A 15,697-nucleotide genomic window follows, 5' to 3' on the forward strand; every position below is an offset into this window, starting at 1 on the left:
GGGCTTGCCAACCTCGCCGGCCGGCTTGCTCTCCTTGGCGGATGCGTCGGCGTCGCCTGACTCCGCCGTGGGGGTCTCCTGCTCGGGCTTACCAGCGCCTTCGGGCTTGCCGGTGCCCTCGGGCTTACCAGCGCCTTCGGGCTTGCCGGTGCCCTCGGGCTTGCCGGCATCGGCAGGCTTGCCGGACTCGCTGGGCACATCGGCGCCAGCCGCCTCGTGGGCGTCGGACGGCTCCTGAGTACCGGCGCCCTGCCCTGCGGAGACCGGAGCATCACCAGCCTCGGCGGGCTGACCGGCGGTCTCCGACTGGCCTGCCGTGGCGGGTACGGGGACGTCGGGCGAGGAACCCTCGTCGGCGCCACCGGCGTCGCCGTCTTGAGGCTCAACGGTGGCGTCATCGACGACTGCCGGCGTGTCCACGAGCCCGCGGGCACGCTCGGACACCGCCTTCCCAAATGCGGCGCCGCGCTCGTCCTGGTCGGCCATCCACAGCAACATCTCGGACACTCGCGTCCGGGTCTCGAGCGACTGCTCGGATCCCTCGGCCAACACGGACTCGGCGGCGACGCGCAGGCCGTCGGCGGCCTCGGTCTCATCGAGGGAGTCGAGAGTCTCGGTGGCAAGCGCGGCGGCCCGGTCGACGTCACCGCGCTCCACGAGGATGCGCACCTCGCCGAGCCTCTCGTCGGCGCCACCGGCGTTGATCCCCACCCGCTCGAGGGCGCGATCCACTCCATATAGTGCATCGCCCGGCGCGGCGTCATCGGCCGCAGCGGCTCCCGCGAGCCCCAGTCCCAGCACACCCGCGACAGCGACGGAGGCACCCACCCGGCGCCTCCACGTCGAGCGGCGGGCCGCGGCCGGCCTCGCGCCCGCGGTCGAAGCGACGGCCGCTGGAGCGACGGCGGCCGCCAACGTCGCGACCATGGCCTCCGCCTGCGAGTCGGTGGGCTGAGCGGCGGCGCTCGCTCGCAGCGCGGCGAATGCCGGGGCGAGGGCAGCAAGGTCGGGATCGGTCACGGGACGACCGGCCACGAGAGCGTCGAAGTCACGGTCGGCGTCGTTGCTCGATACGTGGTCCATACCCCTGTCATCGCTGACGCGGCCAGAAACGTTACAGCGACTTCTTTCCCGGCAGCGTGGACCGCTCGTGACCATGAGCATCGAGTTGCTCGCGCAATGCTTTCAGCGCACGGGTCTGGATCACGCGGACCGCCCCCCTCTGACTTGTCGAGAGCCTCCGCGGTCGCCTTCACCGACATGTCCGCGACCACGCGCATGAGGATCACCTCACGCTGCACCAGGCTCAGGCCACGGATCAGCACGCGTGGTTCGATCAAGGAGATGGCGGACAACGCCTCGGACTCGACATCGCCGTGCCAATGCTCTTCTGCAAGTCCTGCAGGCTCGAGCCCGTCAGCGGTCTCGGGATGACGCCCTCGCGAGCGCCACTCGTCCTGGCCGCGCCGGCGCGCGATGGTGAAGACCCACGCACGGAAGTCGTCTTCGTCACCCGTGAAGCGGTGGATGTCGCGGGCCACGGAGAGGAACGTCTCGGACAACACGTCCTCGACGGCGTCGCCCAATCCGGTGCCGCGCAAGTACGAGTACACGCCGCCATAGAGATCGCGATAGATGCGTTCCCACGCCCAGGTGGCGCCGTTGCGAGCGGCGGTCAGCGTCGGAGCGAAGTACTCGCCCAACGCCATGCGGCCGCCCTCTCGCCAAACTCAACGCCGCGAGGATCGCAGCATGTGACGGGGGAACTTAACACGCAAGCCGGGCTCGCTGCGACCCGGCCGCCAGCCCGCGCGGCAGGAAGAACGACGCCCAGAAACAGAAAAACTCCCCACCGAAAAGTGAGGAGTTTCATCCGTAGCCCCGACGGGATTCGAACCCGCGCTACCGCCTTGAGAGGGCGGCGTGCTAGGCCGCTACACAACGGGGCCCTAGCTGCTCCTGCCCCCTACCGGGCGGCTGGCGCGAGATAAGACTCTACAGCATGGTGCACGCCGATTCCAAATCGGCACCCCACCCCCTCCGAACACACGACGACCATCCTCCCCCGCCACGGCATCGGCCGCCTATCGCTTGCCATCTCAGCCGAGCGTTATGTAAAGTTGAGCGTAAGCGGCTCAACTTTGGAGCCGCCCGTCCCACGACCACCAGGAGGCTCATCATGTCCACCACCCCTCAGGCTCCTGACACGCAGGAGCAGTCCGCGCTCGAGCAGTTCGGCCAGGACTTCACGGCGCTCGCCGAGGCAGGCAATCTCGACCCCGTGATCGGCCGCGACGAGGAGATCCGCCGCGTCATGCAGGTCCTCACGCGGCGCACCAAGAACAACGCCGTCCTCATCGGCGAGCCCGGCGTGGGCAAGACCGCGATCGTGGAGGGCCTCGCCCAGCGCATCGTCGCAGGCGACGTCCCCTCCTCCCTCAAGGACAGGCGGGTCATCGAGATCGCGATGAGTTCCGTCGTGGCCGGCGCCGCCTACCGCGGCCAGTTCGAGGAGCGCCTCAAGGCCATCCTCGCCGAGGTCGAGGCAGCCGAGGGACGCATCATCCTGTTCGTCGACGAGCTCCACACCATCGTGGGCGCGGGCAAGGCCGACGGCTCCGTGGACGCGGGCAACATCCTCAAGCCCATGCTCGCGCGCGGCAAGCTGCGCATGATCGGCGCCACGACACTGAACGAGTACCGCGAACACATCGAGACCGACAGCGCCCTGGAGCGCCGCTTCCAGCCCGTCTACGTGGGCGAGCCGTCCATCGAGGACACGGTCGCGATCCTGCGCGGGCTGCAGGAGAAGTACGAGGTACACCACGGCGTCAAGATCACGGACGAGGCGATCGTGTCCTCGGCGCGCCTGTCCGACCGCTACATCTCGGACCGCTTCCTGCCGGACAAGGCCGTGGACCTGATCGACGAGGCCACGAGCGCCCTCAAGATGCAGCTCGACTCCATGCCCATCGTGCTAGACCGCGCCCGCCGGCGCATCATGCAGCTCGAGATCGAGCGCACCCAGGTTGCGAAGGACAAGTCGGAGCACGCCAAGGCGCGCCGCGACGAGATTGACCGCGACATCGCCGCGCTGCGCCACGAGTCGGAGGCCCTCAACATGCGCTGGGCGCGCGAGAAGGACCTCATCGTGCGCGTCTCGGCCGCGACCGAGCGGCTCGAGGGCCTGCGTGGCGAGCTCGACCGTGCCGAACGCCTGGGCGACCTCGAGACCGCGGGGCGTATTCGCTACGGCGAGATCCCGGCGGCGGAGAAGGAAATGGCCGATGCGAGGGCTGAGTTGGATGCGATCGCACCCGAGGAGCGCATGCTGCGCGAGGAGGTCACCGGCGAGGACATCGCGGCGGTGGTCGCAAAGTGGACGGGCGTGCCAGTCGAGAAGTTGCTGACCGACGAGTCCGCGAAGCTGGGCCACCTCGAGGAGCGGCTGCACGCGCGCGTGGTGGGCCAAGACGGAGCGATCGCTTCCGTCAGCGATGCGATCCGGCGCGCCCGCGCGGGCATCGCGGACGAGCACCGGCCCATCGGCTCGTTCCTGTTCCTGGGCCCCACAGGAGTGGGCAAGACCGAGCTCGCCCGCGCGCTCGCCGAGCAGCTGTTCGACGACGAGCGCGCCATGATTCGCATCGACATGTCGGAGTACATGGAGTCCCACGCCGTGTCGCGCCTGATCGGCTCTCCCCCGGGCTATGTGGGCTACGACCAGGGCGGCCAGCTCACCGAGGCAGTGCGTCGCCGCCCCTACTCGATCGTGCTGTTTGACGAGGTCGAGAAGGCGCACCCGGACGTGTGGAACGTGCTGCTGCAGGTGCTCGACGACGGGCGGCTGACGGACGGCCGCGGGCGGACCGTGAACTTCACCAACACGATCCTCATCATGACCTCGAACCTGGGCTCCGACATCGTGCTCGCGTGGGACGGGGCGGACCGGTCCGTGCTGGAGACGGACCTGCAAGCCGTGCTGCGCCGCGCGTTCCGGCCCGAGTTCCTCAACCGGCTGGACGACGTGGTGATCTTCGACCGCATCGACCCTGCCGCCATGGAGGGCATCGTCGACACGGAGATCGCGAAGACGGTCGCGCGCCTCGCGGTCCAGAAGGACGTGGCGCTCACCGTGACCGACGAGCTGCGCGCCTCGCTCGCGCGCGACGGGTTCGACCCCGCGTTCGGGGCGCGTCCACTCAAGCGACTCATCCAGACGCGGGTGCTCAACTCTCTCGCGCGGCGCATCGTGGACGGCGACGTGCGCGAGGGCGACGCGGTGACGGCCGGCTGGGACGGCGAGGAGGTCACCCTCGAGGTCGAGTAGGTACCCGGGCGCGCGGACAGTGTGAACCGCGCGACACCCCGACACGCCGGCCGGCGGAGCCCCTGCGCCCCGCCGGCCGGCGTGTCGCGTCCGGATCCGGTTCGCACGGTCGGAGCGGGACGGCCGGGACCTTTGTCTCTCGTGCGCCCTGCCCACGCGCGCCTAGCGTGGAAGGACCGTTTTCAATGGAGAGAAGGGACCTGTCATGTCACGCACGTATGTCATTACCGGCGCCGCCTCGGGCATTGGCCTGGCGACTGCCGCACTGCTGAAGGAGCGCGGCCATCGCGTGGTGGGCGTCGACCTGCACGACGCCGACGTCACCGCGGACCTCACCGTGGACGCTGACCGCGAACGCCTCGCGGAGGAGGTCGCGGCCGTGGCCGGCGGACCCGTCGATGCGATCATCGCCGTCGCCGGACTCGCGCTTCCCATCCCCGCCACGGTGGCGGTGAACTACTTCGGGATGGTCGCCACGCTGGAGAACCTGCGCCCGCTCCTCAAGGACTCCCCCGCCCCGCGCGCGGTCGGCGTCGCGTCGATGGCGAGCATCATGCCCACCGATGACGCGTTGGTGGAGGCCATGCTCGCCGGCGACGAGGCGGGCGCGCTCGCGCGGGCAGCTGTGCTGTCCGACGACGAGGCCACCGGCGGGCTGATCTACAGCTCCACCAAGGCCGCCTTCTGCCGCTGGATGCGTCGCAACGCCGCGGGCGACCGGTGGGCCGGGGCCTCGATCCCGCTCAACGCGGTCGCGCCCGGGATCATCCGCACCCCCATGACGGCCGATCTCACGGCGACGCCCGAGGCCACGGCGCAACTGCTCGAGCAGGTGCCGATGCCGCTGAACGGCGTCGCGGACCCCATCGCGGTCGCGTATCCGCTCGCCTGGCTCGCGAGCGAGGAGAACACGCACCTGTGCGGCCAGACGGTCTTCGTCGATGGCGGATCGGACGTGGTGCTGCGCGGCGACACCGTGTGGTGATCGCGCGCGGGGCATGACGCTCCCGCTCCCCCAACACAAACCGGATTGCACTGCGCCGCGCCGGTCAGCAAGGGCCACGAGCCGCGCTGGCCGGCGTGGCGCGTGTTCTTCCGGTTCGCGCTGTCGGAGGGCGGCCGATGCCGTGGCCGGCCGACGTACGGCACCCATGCCGGCATCGGCCGGGTACGAAAAAAGCCCGCCGGAGCGGGCTTTTCGTTGGCTGGCCTACCTGGACTCGAACCAAGACTAAAGGAACCAGAAACCTTCGTGCTGCCAATTACACCATAGGCCAACGCGCCCGACCGAGGCCGGGCTTCGCGGTCAAACCCGGGGGCCCGACCGAGGAACAACTGTACCGGTTCCTGGCCGATGCTCCAAACCAGCCTCAGTCCCAGTACACCTCGGCGAGCGACTCACCCTCGGCATAGCCCGCGCCAATCAACGCGCCGCATGCGCCGGTGAGAGCACGGCTCACGTCACCCAGCCCTTCTTCGTCGCCATAGGGCCGCGCGAACGCGGCGCTGACGGCTACCTCGCCGCACGGCAGGCCGTGCACCCGGGTCAGCGCCAGCCCCGCCTGCAGGGGCTGCGCCCGCTCCCCCACGCGAATCACGACGGCAGTGCCCGCATCGGTGAGGCCCGCCGCTTGGGCGAACACATCGGTCGTCGCGACCGTGACGGGGATCCACGTGACGTCGGTGTCGGCGATCACCCCCGTCGCGGCCTCGAGGGCGCGCAGCCACCGCTCCTGCACGTAGGTGTCGCGTGCGACCCACTCGCCGTGATCGGCGCGCAAGAGCGCGACCCGTTGAGAGACCTCGGCCGGGTGCTGCGCCACCCACACCTGCTCGGCCACCACATCACGAAAGCCCAGGTCGGCGCGGGCGGCCTCGACTGCGGAGCGGACGGCATCGCCGTTGTCCACGTCTACCTCGCTGCGCATGAAGGCGCAGCCCACGGAACCGGTGGCCACCTCGACCGCCTGGCCGCCGCGCCCGAAGTACAGATCGGGCTGGCGCAGCATCGGAAGCGGCGCATCCGGGTAGGCAGTCGCCGGCCGGACGCCCAGGTAGTCCGCGACCGCACCGAGCTGCGCGGCCTGGTCGACAATCTGCACCTCGTAGGGGTAGCCGCGCCCAGCCATGCACTCCACGAGTGAGAGCCGGTCGCGATACTCGCCGTATGCCACGGCGGTGGTGCGCGCCGCGTTGGCTGGCGCGGCGGTGACGGTGGGCTCGGGCGCAGGCGAGGGATCACCGTCATCGGACCACCACCAGGCGGCAGTGACGGCCAGCACGGCCGCGGCGGCGAGGGCCGCAACGCGCACGCGCCACGAGCCGCCCCCGCCGCGATCTTCCTCGACACGCCACGAGTCGGGCCCGTGTCCATGCGGGTCCTCGACGATCACATACTCCGTGGACGCCATCGCTCCTCCGGGCGCCGCGATGCGCCCTCAGGGTCAGGGTACGTCGCCCACCACGACCCCGCGAGGGGTCAACGGCGCCTGCTACAACCCGAGCGCGCCCACCAGCTCATCGAGGCCCACGATCCGCGCCGTACGCTCGCCCAGGTCGGCGCCGTCATGCCCGGCGCGCCGCGTTCCTGGCCGGTCGAGCCACACGCCCGTGAGCCCCGCGCGAGCCGCTCCCCCGGCATCAATGTCTGGCTCGTCGCCCACGTAGGCCACCTCGGCAGGGTCGAGGCCCAGGCGACGGCAACCTTCGACAAACACGCGAGGATCGGGCTTGCCGACACCAAACGTGTCGACCCCCACGAACATCTCCACGCGCTCCAACCCGCACGCTGCGAGCTTCAGTTCCTGGTAGGCCAGGTCGGCATTCGACACCGACCCATAGGGCACGCCCGCGGCGTCGAGCGCGTCGAGCATGGACGCCGCATCGGGGAACGCCTTCCAGCCCTCACGGAAGTGACGCTCGAAGCCTGCATCCCAGATGTCGTACGCCTCGTCGTCGGCGAGAGACGGCCCCCCGAACGTCTCATGCAGCTCCTGCGCGCGGCGCTTGCGCTGCTCGCGGTGCGTCATCTCGCCTCGCGTGTGGGCGCGGTACCAGCCTGAACGGTCCTCGCGCCAGTGTGCGAGGACGGCCTCGGGGCCGGCGCCAGCGTCGAGGTACTCGTCCGCCACCCGCAGCAGCGCATGGCGGAAGGCGCCGCGGGTGTCGACGAGGGTGTCGTCGACGTCCAGCAGCACCCCGCGGATGGCGGGCCGGGATACCCGGCCCGCCACGGCATCGGCCGTCGTCACGAGGCGTCCGTCACAGAGTCGCGCGCAGGCGACGCAGGCGCTCGAGCGAGTGCTCGCGGCCCAGGATCTCCATCGACTCGAACAGCGGCGGCGAGACCTGGCGACCGGTGACGGCGACGCGCAGCGGGCCGTACGCGAAGCGCGGCTTGATGCCCATCTCGTCGACCAGCTTGGCCTGCAGCGCCTCCTGCTGTGCTGCGGCGCCGAAGTCATCGAGGCCCTCCAGCACCACGAGCGCAGCGTCGAGGATCTCCGCGGCGTTCTCGGGCAGCTTGGCCAGCGCCTTCTCGTCGAACTCGTAGCCGTGGTCGTCCTCGAAAAGGAAGCCCAGCATGCCCGGGGCCTCGCCCAGCAGGTTCATGCGGGTCTGCACCAACGGGGCCGCCTCGGCGAGGGTCTGCTCCTCGTGCGGGGTGAGGTCCTGCGGGTCGGCGCTCGACAGGTGGCCGGAAGCGTGCAGGTAGGGCACCGTGCGGGCTACGAAGTCACCCAGCGGCAGCATGCGCAGGTGATCGGCATTGATCGCCTCGGCCTTCTTGAGGTCGAAGCGGGCGGAGTTGGGGGTGACGTCGCGGATGTCGAACGCCTCGACCAGCTCGGCGGGCGTGAAGACGTCGCGGTCGGGGCCGATGCTCCATCCCAGCAGCGCCAGGTAGTTCAGCAGGCCCTCGCGGATGAAGCCGCGTTCGCGGTGGAGGAACAGGTTGGACTCGGGGGCACGCTTGGACAGCTTCTTGTTGCCCTCGCCCAGCACCATCGGCATGTGACCGAACTCGGGCACCTGGTTCGCGACGCCCAGCTGAACCATGTAGCGGTACAGGGCGATCTGGCGCGGGGTCGAGGACAGCAGGTCCTCGCCGCGCAGCACGTGCGTGATGTTCATCAGCGCGTCGTCGACGGGGTTGACGAGCGTGTACAGCGGCACGCCGTTGCCGCGCACGATCACGAAGTCGGGCACCGAGCCCGCGCGGAACGTGATCTCGCCGCGGATGAGGTCGGTGAAGGTGATGTCCTCGTCGGGCATGCGCACGCGGATGACGGGCTGGCGGCCCTCGCCGCGGAAGGCGGCCTTCTGCTCCTCGGTGAGGTCGCGGTCAAAGCCGTCGTAGCCCAGCTTGGGGTCGCGCCCGGCGGCCTTGTGGCGTGCCTCGATCTCCTCGGGGCTCGAAAACGACTCATACGCGAAGCCGGCCTCGAGCAGGCGCTTCGCGACATCGAGGTGCAGCTCGTGACGCTCGGACTGGCGGTACGGGGCATAGGGGCCGCCGATGCCGGGGCCCTCGTCGTAGTCGATTCCCAGCCAGTTCAGCGCGTCGAGCAGCTGCTCGTAGGACTCCTCGGAGTCGCGCTCGGCGTCGGTGTCCTCGACGCGGAACACGAGCTTGCCGCCCATGTGGCGCGCGTAGGCCCAGTTGAACAGGGCGGTGCGAATCAGGCCCACGTGGGGGGTGCCCGTCGGGGACGGGCAGAAGCGGACGCGGACCTCGGGGGCGGCGGTGTCAGTCACGGTGTGAGGTTCTCCAGGGTGGTGCGGATGTTCGGGCGGCCGATGCCGTGGCCGGGTGACGCTTCTTTAGCGGCGGATCGCGGGGTTACGCAGGGTGCCGAGACCCTCGATCTCGACCTCGACGATGTCGCCGTGGCTGAGGGTGGTGACGCCCGCGGGGGTGCCGGTGAGCACGAGGTCGCCGGGCAGCAGGGTCGTCACCTCGGAGGCGATCGCGATGGCCTCGTGGATGCCGTTGATCATGTCCTTGAGGTTGCCCTCCTGGACCACCTCGCCGTTGATCGCGCCGGTGATGCGGGCATCGTCGGTGTCGAGCTCGGTCTCGATCCAGGGGCCGATGGGCAGCGAGGTGTCGAACGCCTTGCCGCGGAACCACTGGCCTTCTTGCTTCTGCACGTCGCGAGCGGTGACATCGTTGGCGCAGGTGTAGCCGTAGATGTACTGCTCGGCGTGCTCGGGCAGGACGTCCTTGCACATGCGGCCGATGACGATGGCGAGCTCGGCCTCGAGCTGCACGTCGTCGCTGTAGGCGGGCAGCACGATCGGGTCGTCGGGGCCCACGACGGCGGTATTGGGCTTAAGGAACACGATGGGGTACGCACCGGCGGGGCCGGTAATGTCCTTCATCTCCTCCGCGTGGGCCGCGTAGTTCTTGCCCAGGCACACGGCCTTGGAGCGCGGGATCACGGGGGCGAGGAGGCGGACGTCGTCGGTGAGCTTGATGCGCTCGCCGGTGACGTTGCCGGGCGTGTACATGGGGTCGCCGGTGAGGACCACCAGCTCCTCCTCGCCGGGGGCGCCGTCGACAATCGCGTAGCGGGGCTCGTCTCCAGTGGTGAATCGGGCAATACGCATGGGCTCCAGCGTAGTGGCTCCCCTGTCACCGTCGCCTCGCGGGCCTTACGATGCGGGTATGTCATCCGCCACCGTCGACGAGCTCATCTCCGCCGCCGACGAGCGCCTGGACTCCCTGCTTGCGCTCGCGGACGCGGAGCGCGACCGCCACCTGGGGCTCGCGTACGAGGGACGGCGCACGGCGGACGTCCTCACCCACCTGCACGCGTGGCACCTGCTGTTCTTCGACTGGATCGAGGCGGAGAACGCGGGCGAGGAGCCCGACTTCCCTGCGGCCGGCTACACGTGGCGCGACCTGAGCGCCCTCAACGACGCCCTGTACTTCGCGCACCGGCACTGGAGTTACGACGAGGCGCGCGGCCTGCTCATCGAGTCCCACGGTCGCCTCTGCGCGCTCATGCGCCGCCTCGACGACGAGCGGCTGTTCGACACCGAGGCGAGGCCATGGCTGGGGCACGAGTCGCTCGCAGAGGTGGCCGAGGAATGCCTGGGTCACCACTACGCGTGGGGTGAGGGCGTCATCGCCAAGGCCACTTACGCGGACCTGGACAGGGAGCAGTGACGGCAGACGATCGGGCGACCACAGCACAGGCCGCCCGCATCTCACGTATCGATGGGCTCGACCTGGCGCGTGGCATCGCGGTGCTCGGCATGGTGGGCGCCCACGTGGGCGACGAGGGCTCGTGGGACTGGCTCGTCGTCACGCACGGCTTCCCCTCCGCGCTGTTCGCTGTGCTCGCGGGGGTATCGATGACGATGATGCTCACCCTTCGCGGACGCGTCGCCGTCGCGGACGTCGACGACGCGCAACTGTGGCGCACCCGCATCAGGATCGCTGTGCGCGGGCTGATGCTCGTGGGGCTCGGGCTGGTGCTCGCGTTGCTCGGCACTCCGGTGGTCGTCATCCTCACCCACCTGGGCGTGATGTTCTGGCTCACCATGCCGTTCCTGCGCGTGCGCACCCCGGTGCTGCTGTCCGTCTCCGCCGCGTGCCTCGCCTTCGGCGGGTACGCGGCCTTCCAGATCGACGCGGCCGTGGGTCATGGTTCGCTGTGGGGCCCCGCCTACCCCGGCATCCCCATCATCGGCGCGCTGTGGGGCCCGTACTACCCGGCGCTCGCATGGATGGGGTACGTGCTGGTCGGGGTATGCGTGGGACGGATGGCGCTGAGGGAGGACCGCGTCGCGCTGCTGCTGGCGGGGCTGGGGCTCATGGCCTTCGCTGCGTCGCGCCTCTCCGTGGCGCTCGCGGTGATGGCGGGCGCGGACGCGTCCTCGTGGTGGCTCGACCTCGAGGATCACAGCTACTCCCCCGTCGAGATGCTCGGCAACGTGGGCGTGGCGTGCGCGGTCATCGCGGCGTCATTGTGGATCGCTCGGCGGGCGCGCGGCCTCGTCTGGCCGCTGCTCGCCGTGGGCTCGATGGCGCTCACCGCCTACGTCGCACACCTCATCGTGATCGTGGCAGTCGGCACCGAGATCGTATGGCAGCCGTCCAACGTCTCGCTCGTGGCGCTGTGGCTTGGGATCATCGTGTTCTGCTCGCTGTGGCGCTGGCGACTGGGAGCCGGTCCGCTCGAGCGCTGGCTCACGGCCTGGTCCACGCGGGCGGCGAACTCCCGGGTCCCGGTGCGTACGTGAGTCATGCTGGACAGAGGCGAAGCCCTCCCACGCGTACGTCAGCGCCGGAACCCGCGCGTCGGGATCACGCCTGCGGATGAATCACCACGGTGGCGGCCTGCGTGCGAGGGCTCACCATCGGCGGCAGATATTGGCTGTCCGCGTACTTCGAGCGGTAGGCGGCGTCGACCGCCCCGGTGAGTGACGCATCGGCCGCCGTGAAGGTCACCTCGACGGTGTGGCCGCCGGCGATGATCCTTCCGGCGCCCTGCGCCATGGCCACCTGATGCCAGCGCGAGCCTGCGCCGTTGTAGGCGCGCACGTAGAGGTTGCCGCCGACGACCACCGACCAGATCCAGGTGGGGGTGCCGTACGTCGTGCTGTCCGCACGGAAGGGCGCGATGTGGAGGTCGTCGGAGCCCGCGATATCCGCAAGCACGTCGCCGGACGCACACGCGGCCCGATCACCACCGCACCCACGGCAGTTGACCTTCCACCCAAGGGGAAGGTTTACCGTTCCCGGCATGTCCTCTTCACGGTCCGTCTCCACGCGGCGCGGCGTCGCCTTGCCGCTGCTCGTCCTCACCACCGCGCAGCTCATGCTCGTGCTCGACGACTCGATCGTCAACATTGCGCTGCCCACCATCGAGGAGCAGATTGGCGTCGCTCCCGTCATCCTCCCCTGGGTCGTCAACGCCTACATCCTCGCCTTCGGCGCCCTCCTCCTCGTAGGCGGGCGCGCCGGTGACATCCTGGGCCGGCGCCGGACCCTCCGATGGGGAGTGGCGGTCTTCATCCTGGGTTCCCTCCTGGGAGGCCTCGCCTCGTCCGCCTCGGTCCTCATCCTCGCGCGAGCCGTGCAGGGCGTGGGCGCCGCCCTCACCGCCCCGAGCGTTCTCGCCCTCATCACCACCACGTTCACGGAGCGCTCGGTGCGAGACAAGGCCATCGCCGTCTACGGGGCGATGTCGGGAGTCGGCATCATCCTCGGCCTGCTGCTGGGCGGCGTGCTGACCGACACGGTCGGCTGGCGAGCGGTGTTCCTCGTCAACGTCCCCATCGGGCTCGCGGTCCTCGCCGGCACCACCGTCTTGCCGCGCGCCGCGGGCAACGGCGGCCGGCTCGCAGGAACAGACGGGGCGCTCGTCACGGGCGGCATGCTCGCACTCGTCGCAGCGATCACCAGGTTCGCCGACGCGGGGCTCGGAGAATCGTCCACATGGGCGCTCGTGGCGGCCGGCGCCGCCCTCCTCGCCGCCTTCGTCGCACGGCAACGTCGCAGCGCCGACCCGCTGCTGCCGCTCGCGATCGTCCGCGACCGCGTCCGCGCCGGCGCCTACCTCACCACCCTGCTCGTCGCGGTGGGCCCGATGGGCGCGTTCTATGTCGTCACGCTGTACCTCCAGCACGTGCGCGACCTGACCCCGCTCCAGACGGGCCTCGCATGGCTGCCCTTTGCCGCGGGAATCTTCATCGGGGCCGCGGCCGGCACCGCAGCGCTCACGCGCCTGCACCGAGGATCGGTCGCGAGCATCGGAGCCGCGGCCGCCGCGGTGGCCATGGCATGGCTCTCGCTGATCGCCGAGAACGTGTCCTACTGGACGCACCTCGCCCCGGCGATGGCGCTGCTTGCCGTGGGGTTCGGCGCGACGGTGATCGCGACGACCCAAAGCGCCGTCGAGCGAGTCGACGCGAACGACGTGGGCGTGGCATCGGCCACCCTGAACGCCGCGCAGCAGGTGGGCGTCGCGCTCGGCATTGCCACGCTGGGATCGGTGGCCGCCGCGATCACGAGTGGCGCCACGGCCGCGAGCGCGGACGCGGCACTCATCGAGGGCTACCAGGGGGCCCTCCTCGTGGGCGCCGTGATTGTCGCGGTCGGCGCCGTCATCGCAACCACCATGATGCGCGCGTCCACCCAGGCGAGCGAGGCGGGTCAGGCCGCGATGCACGGCTAACGCCACGCTCAGGCTTTGAGGGCGCACCTGCCGAGGCCTGAGACAATGGGGTGTGCCCACGCTCGTCTCGACGGTCCTTCCCGAGGACACATGGCGCGCACTCGCACAGGCGCACGAGGAGCGAGCGGATGCGCTGACCGCCGGCCGCCGCGAACGCGCCGCCAGGGGTGAGCGCCACGCGATCGAGGACTTCCTGTTCGAGTACTTCGCGCTCAAGCCCGGCCAGGTGCGCCGGTGGCACCCGGGCATCGGCGTGGGATTGCAGGCGGCCGATGCGTATGCCGGTAGCCGTTGGTACGTCACCTCACGCGACGGATTCACCGGGCTCGACGCGGCGGCCTTCGCCGCCGCGCGCGGCGACGCGGTCGCACATATTCGCCGCCTGCTCGCGGCGACGGCCGGCCGCAAGCCGCTTCTTGGATGCTTCGGGATGCACGAGTGGGCCATGGTCTACCGGGCCGACGACGACCGCAGGCACTCCCTGCCCTTGCGGCTGGGTCAGGACGGCACGGACGCTGCCGTGGACGCCAACCCCCTGGTCTGCTCCCATATCGACGCCTTCAGGTTCTTCACCCCGCCGGCCGTGCCGCTCAACGCCCATCAGCTGACCCGCGACTCGCAGGTGGCCATGGAGCAGCCCGGCTGCCTGCACGCCACTATGGACCTGTACAAGTGGGCCTACAAGCTGGGTCCTGCGACCCCCGGAGACCTGCTGCTCGACTGCTTCGAGCTGGCGCGGGACGTGCGCTACGTCGACATGCAGGCCTCGCCGTACGACGTGTCGTCATACGGCCTCGCGGCCATCCCGGTGGAGACCCCCGAGGGCAAGAGCGAGTACGCCGCGCGGCAGCGGGAGTTCACGCGCCGGGCGGCACCCCTGCGCGAGCGCCTCATCGCCGTGTGCGACGCCGTGCTCGCGCACCGCTGACGCGGCGCCGGCTCGGTCCTCCTCACGGGGCGGGCGACGACATTCGCGCGGAGATGTCGAATTACGTGCTTCCGCTGTGAGCAAAATGCGCTAGGGTCATTTTCCGTACGCACCAGTTGCGTATTTGGGCGCGGCGCCGCACCCTCCTCCACCCGACCGAGGGGCGGGCGCTTGCGCCCTCCCGGAAGAGAGACCCATGGCTTTTGCACGATCCCTCGCGACGATCACCACGATCGCCGCATCGACCGTCGTCTTCGCCGGATGTGCGTCGACTGACGACGCGGAGTCGACGACGACCTCCGACGCCGCCGTAGCCGCCGCAAGCGAGCCGCAGACCGTCACCTACACGTGGAACCGCAATACCGCGGGCGAGGACGAGGACCCCTCGTTCGAGGAGACCAGCGTCGAGGTCCCGGTGAACCCCGAGACGATCGTTGTGTTCGACATGGCCTCGCTCGACACCATCGGCGCCCTGGGCGGCGAGATCGCGGGTGCCCCGCTCGACTCCGTCCCCGACTACCTCCAGAGCTACTTGGCCGACGATGCCTTCAACGCGGGAACCCTGTTCGAGGCCGACCTGCTGGAGATCGAGGCGCAGCAGCCCGACCTCATCGTCATCGGCGGACGCTCGGCCACGTTGTACGACGACCTCAGCGAGATCGCCCCCACGATCGATACCTCGATCGCGGGCTCCTTCGAGGACACCCTCGAGAAGAACGTCGCCTTCTTCGGCGAGGTCCTGGACGCCTCCGACGAGGCCGATGCTGCACTCGCCGAACTCGAGTCCGGCATCGCCGAGGCACAGGCCGCGACCGCGCAGGCCGGCACCGGCCTGGGCATCATGGTTTCGGGCGGCTCGCTCAGCGCGCTGTCCCCGTCGGATGGCTCGGATGACGCTCGCGCCGCGCGCGGCGGCCTCATCTACGACGTCTTCGGCGTGACCCCGGTCGTCGACGACATCGCCTCCGCCACCCACGGCGAGCCCGTCTCCTTCGAGTTCCTGCTCGAGAACGACCCGGACTACCTCTGGGTCGTCGACCGTGACGCCGCGACCGGCACCGAGGACGCCCAGGCGGCCGCGGAGGTCCTCGACAACGACATCGTCCACCAGACGACCGCGTACCAGGAGGACCAGATCGTGTACCTGGACCCCACGCCCTGGTACATCGTCTTCGGCGGCATCGACACCACGCAGCTGATGATCGACGACGTCCTGCAGATCACCGAGTAAGGAACCGTCCCTCTTCT

Annotated in this window: 14 protein-coding genes and 2 tRNA genes; 7 read left to right on the top strand and 9 right to left on the bottom strand. The window is 70.0% G+C overall.

From position 1 onward, the window contains the following. The 3 genes from B7K20_RS10425 to B7K20_RS10435 form a co-directional block, all read right to left on the bottom strand. A partial coding sequence (locus B7K20_RS10425) for a hypothetical protein (protein WP_144018640.1) occupies positions 1-1,083 on the bottom strand: 1,083 nt, incomplete at its 3' end. Further along, positions 1,017-1,709 (bottom strand): RNA polymerase sigma factor, encoded by a 693-nt coding sequence (locus B7K20_RS10430; RefSeq protein WP_084102467.1) that lies wholly within the window; start codon positions 1,707-1,709, stop codon positions 1,017-1,019. The genes B7K20_RS10430 and B7K20_RS10425, both read right to left, overlap by 67 nt. A 167-nt stretch (positions 1,710-1,876) precedes the next feature. Beyond that, positions 1,877-1,949: transfer RNA gene (locus B7K20_RS10435), tRNA-Glu, on the bottom strand. A gap of 230 nt (positions 1,950-2,179) precedes the next feature. Between B7K20_RS10435 and B7K20_RS10440 the strand changes: the two genes are divergently transcribed. Both B7K20_RS10440 and B7K20_RS10445 read left to right on the top strand, forming a co-directional pair. Beyond that, positions 2,180-4,330 carry an ATP-dependent Clp protease ATP-binding subunit gene (locus tag B7K20_RS10440; protein ID WP_255372767.1) on the top strand — a complete coding sequence of 717 codons (2,151 nt, stop codon included), beginning with the start codon at positions 2,180-2,182 and terminating at the stop codon, positions 4,328-4,330. 205 nt (positions 4,331-4,535) lie between these two features. Continuing rightward, entirely contained in the window at positions 4,536-5,315 is a 780-nt protein-coding gene (locus tag B7K20_RS10445; RefSeq protein ID WP_084102469.1) for an SDR family oxidoreductase, read from the top strand. Positions 5,316-5,532: 217 nt separating this feature from the next. On the opposite strand, the gene B7K20_RS10450 is transcribed toward B7K20_RS10445, so the two are convergent. The 5 genes from B7K20_RS10450 to B7K20_RS10470 all read right to left on the bottom strand — a co-directional run bounded on the left by B7K20_RS10450 (position 5,533) and on the right by B7K20_RS10470 (position 9,943). Next, positions 5,533-5,607: transfer RNA gene (locus B7K20_RS10450), tRNA-Gln, on the bottom strand. A gap of 93 nt (positions 5,608-5,700) precedes the next feature. Further along, a complete protein-coding gene (locus tag B7K20_RS10455) occupies positions 5,701-6,741 on the bottom strand; it encodes a hypothetical protein (protein WP_084102470.1) in 1,041 nt (346 codons plus the stop codon). A gap of 81 nt (positions 6,742-6,822) precedes the next feature. Next, on the bottom strand, positions 6,823-7,581 hold the full coding sequence (locus B7K20_RS10460) for an HAD family hydrolase (protein ID WP_084102471.1): 759 nt from the start codon (positions 7,579-7,581) through the stop codon (positions 6,823-6,825). Between the two features lie 10 nt (positions 7,582-7,591). Then, positions 7,592-9,088: a glutamate--tRNA ligase gene (gene gltX / locus B7K20_RS10465; RefSeq protein ID WP_084102472.1), complete on the bottom strand. Its 1,497-nt coding sequence runs from the start codon at positions 9,086-9,088 to the stop codon at positions 7,592-7,594. A gap of 66 nt (positions 9,089-9,154) precedes the next feature. Further along, a complete protein-coding gene (locus tag B7K20_RS10470) occupies positions 9,155-9,943 on the bottom strand; it encodes a fumarylacetoacetate hydrolase family protein (protein WP_084102473.1) in 789 nt (262 codons plus the stop codon). Positions 9,944-10,001: 58 nt separating this feature from the next. Between B7K20_RS10470 and B7K20_RS10475 the strand changes: the two genes are divergently transcribed. Continuing rightward, a complete protein-coding gene (locus tag B7K20_RS10475; protein ID WP_159449393.1) occupies positions 10,002-10,505 on the top strand; it encodes a ClbS/DfsB family four-helix bundle protein in 504 nt (167 codons plus the stop codon). Then, complete coding sequence (locus B7K20_RS10480; protein WP_084102475.1) at positions 10,502-11,584, top strand: heparan-alpha-glucosaminide N-acetyltransferase domain-containing protein; 1,083 nt, start codon at positions 10,502-10,504, stop codon at positions 11,582-11,584. The genes B7K20_RS10475 and B7K20_RS10480 overlap by 4 nt, the downstream gene beginning before the upstream one ends. 64 nt (positions 11,585-11,648) lie before the next feature. On the opposite strand, the gene B7K20_RS10485 is transcribed toward B7K20_RS10480, so the two are convergent. After that, on the bottom strand, positions 11,649-12,089 hold the full coding sequence (locus B7K20_RS10485; protein WP_084102476.1) for a DUF2255 family protein: 441 nt from the start codon (positions 12,087-12,089) through the stop codon (positions 11,649-11,651). Here B7K20_RS10485 and B7K20_RS10490 point away from each other — a divergent pair. The 3 genes from B7K20_RS10490 to B7K20_RS10500 all read left to right on the top strand — a co-directional run bounded on the left by B7K20_RS10490 (position 12,088) and on the right by B7K20_RS10500 (position 15,680). Then, positions 12,088-13,521, top strand: coding sequence for an MFS transporter (locus B7K20_RS10490; protein WP_084102477.1), 1,434 nt, complete (start codon positions 12,088-12,090; stop codon positions 13,519-13,521). The genes B7K20_RS10485 and B7K20_RS10490 overlap by 2 nt on opposite strands. Before the next feature lie 52 nt (positions 13,522-13,573). Then, positions 13,574-14,449 (top strand): 3-methyladenine DNA glycosylase, encoded by an 876-nt coding sequence (locus B7K20_RS10495; protein ID WP_200809073.1) that lies wholly within the window; start codon positions 13,574-13,576, stop codon positions 14,447-14,449. 196 nt (positions 14,450-14,645) lie between these two features. Continuing rightward, positions 14,646-15,680, top strand: a complete 1,035-nt coding sequence (locus B7K20_RS10500) for a siderophore ABC transporter substrate-binding protein (protein WP_084102479.1) — start codon at positions 14,646-14,648, stop codon at positions 15,678-15,680. Positions 15,681-15,697 lie beyond the last annotated feature (17 nt).

Source organism: Demequina sp. NBRC 110051, assembly GCF_002090055.1.
Classification (GTDB): Bacteria; Actinomycetota; Actinomycetes; order Actinomycetales; family Demequinaceae; genus Demequina.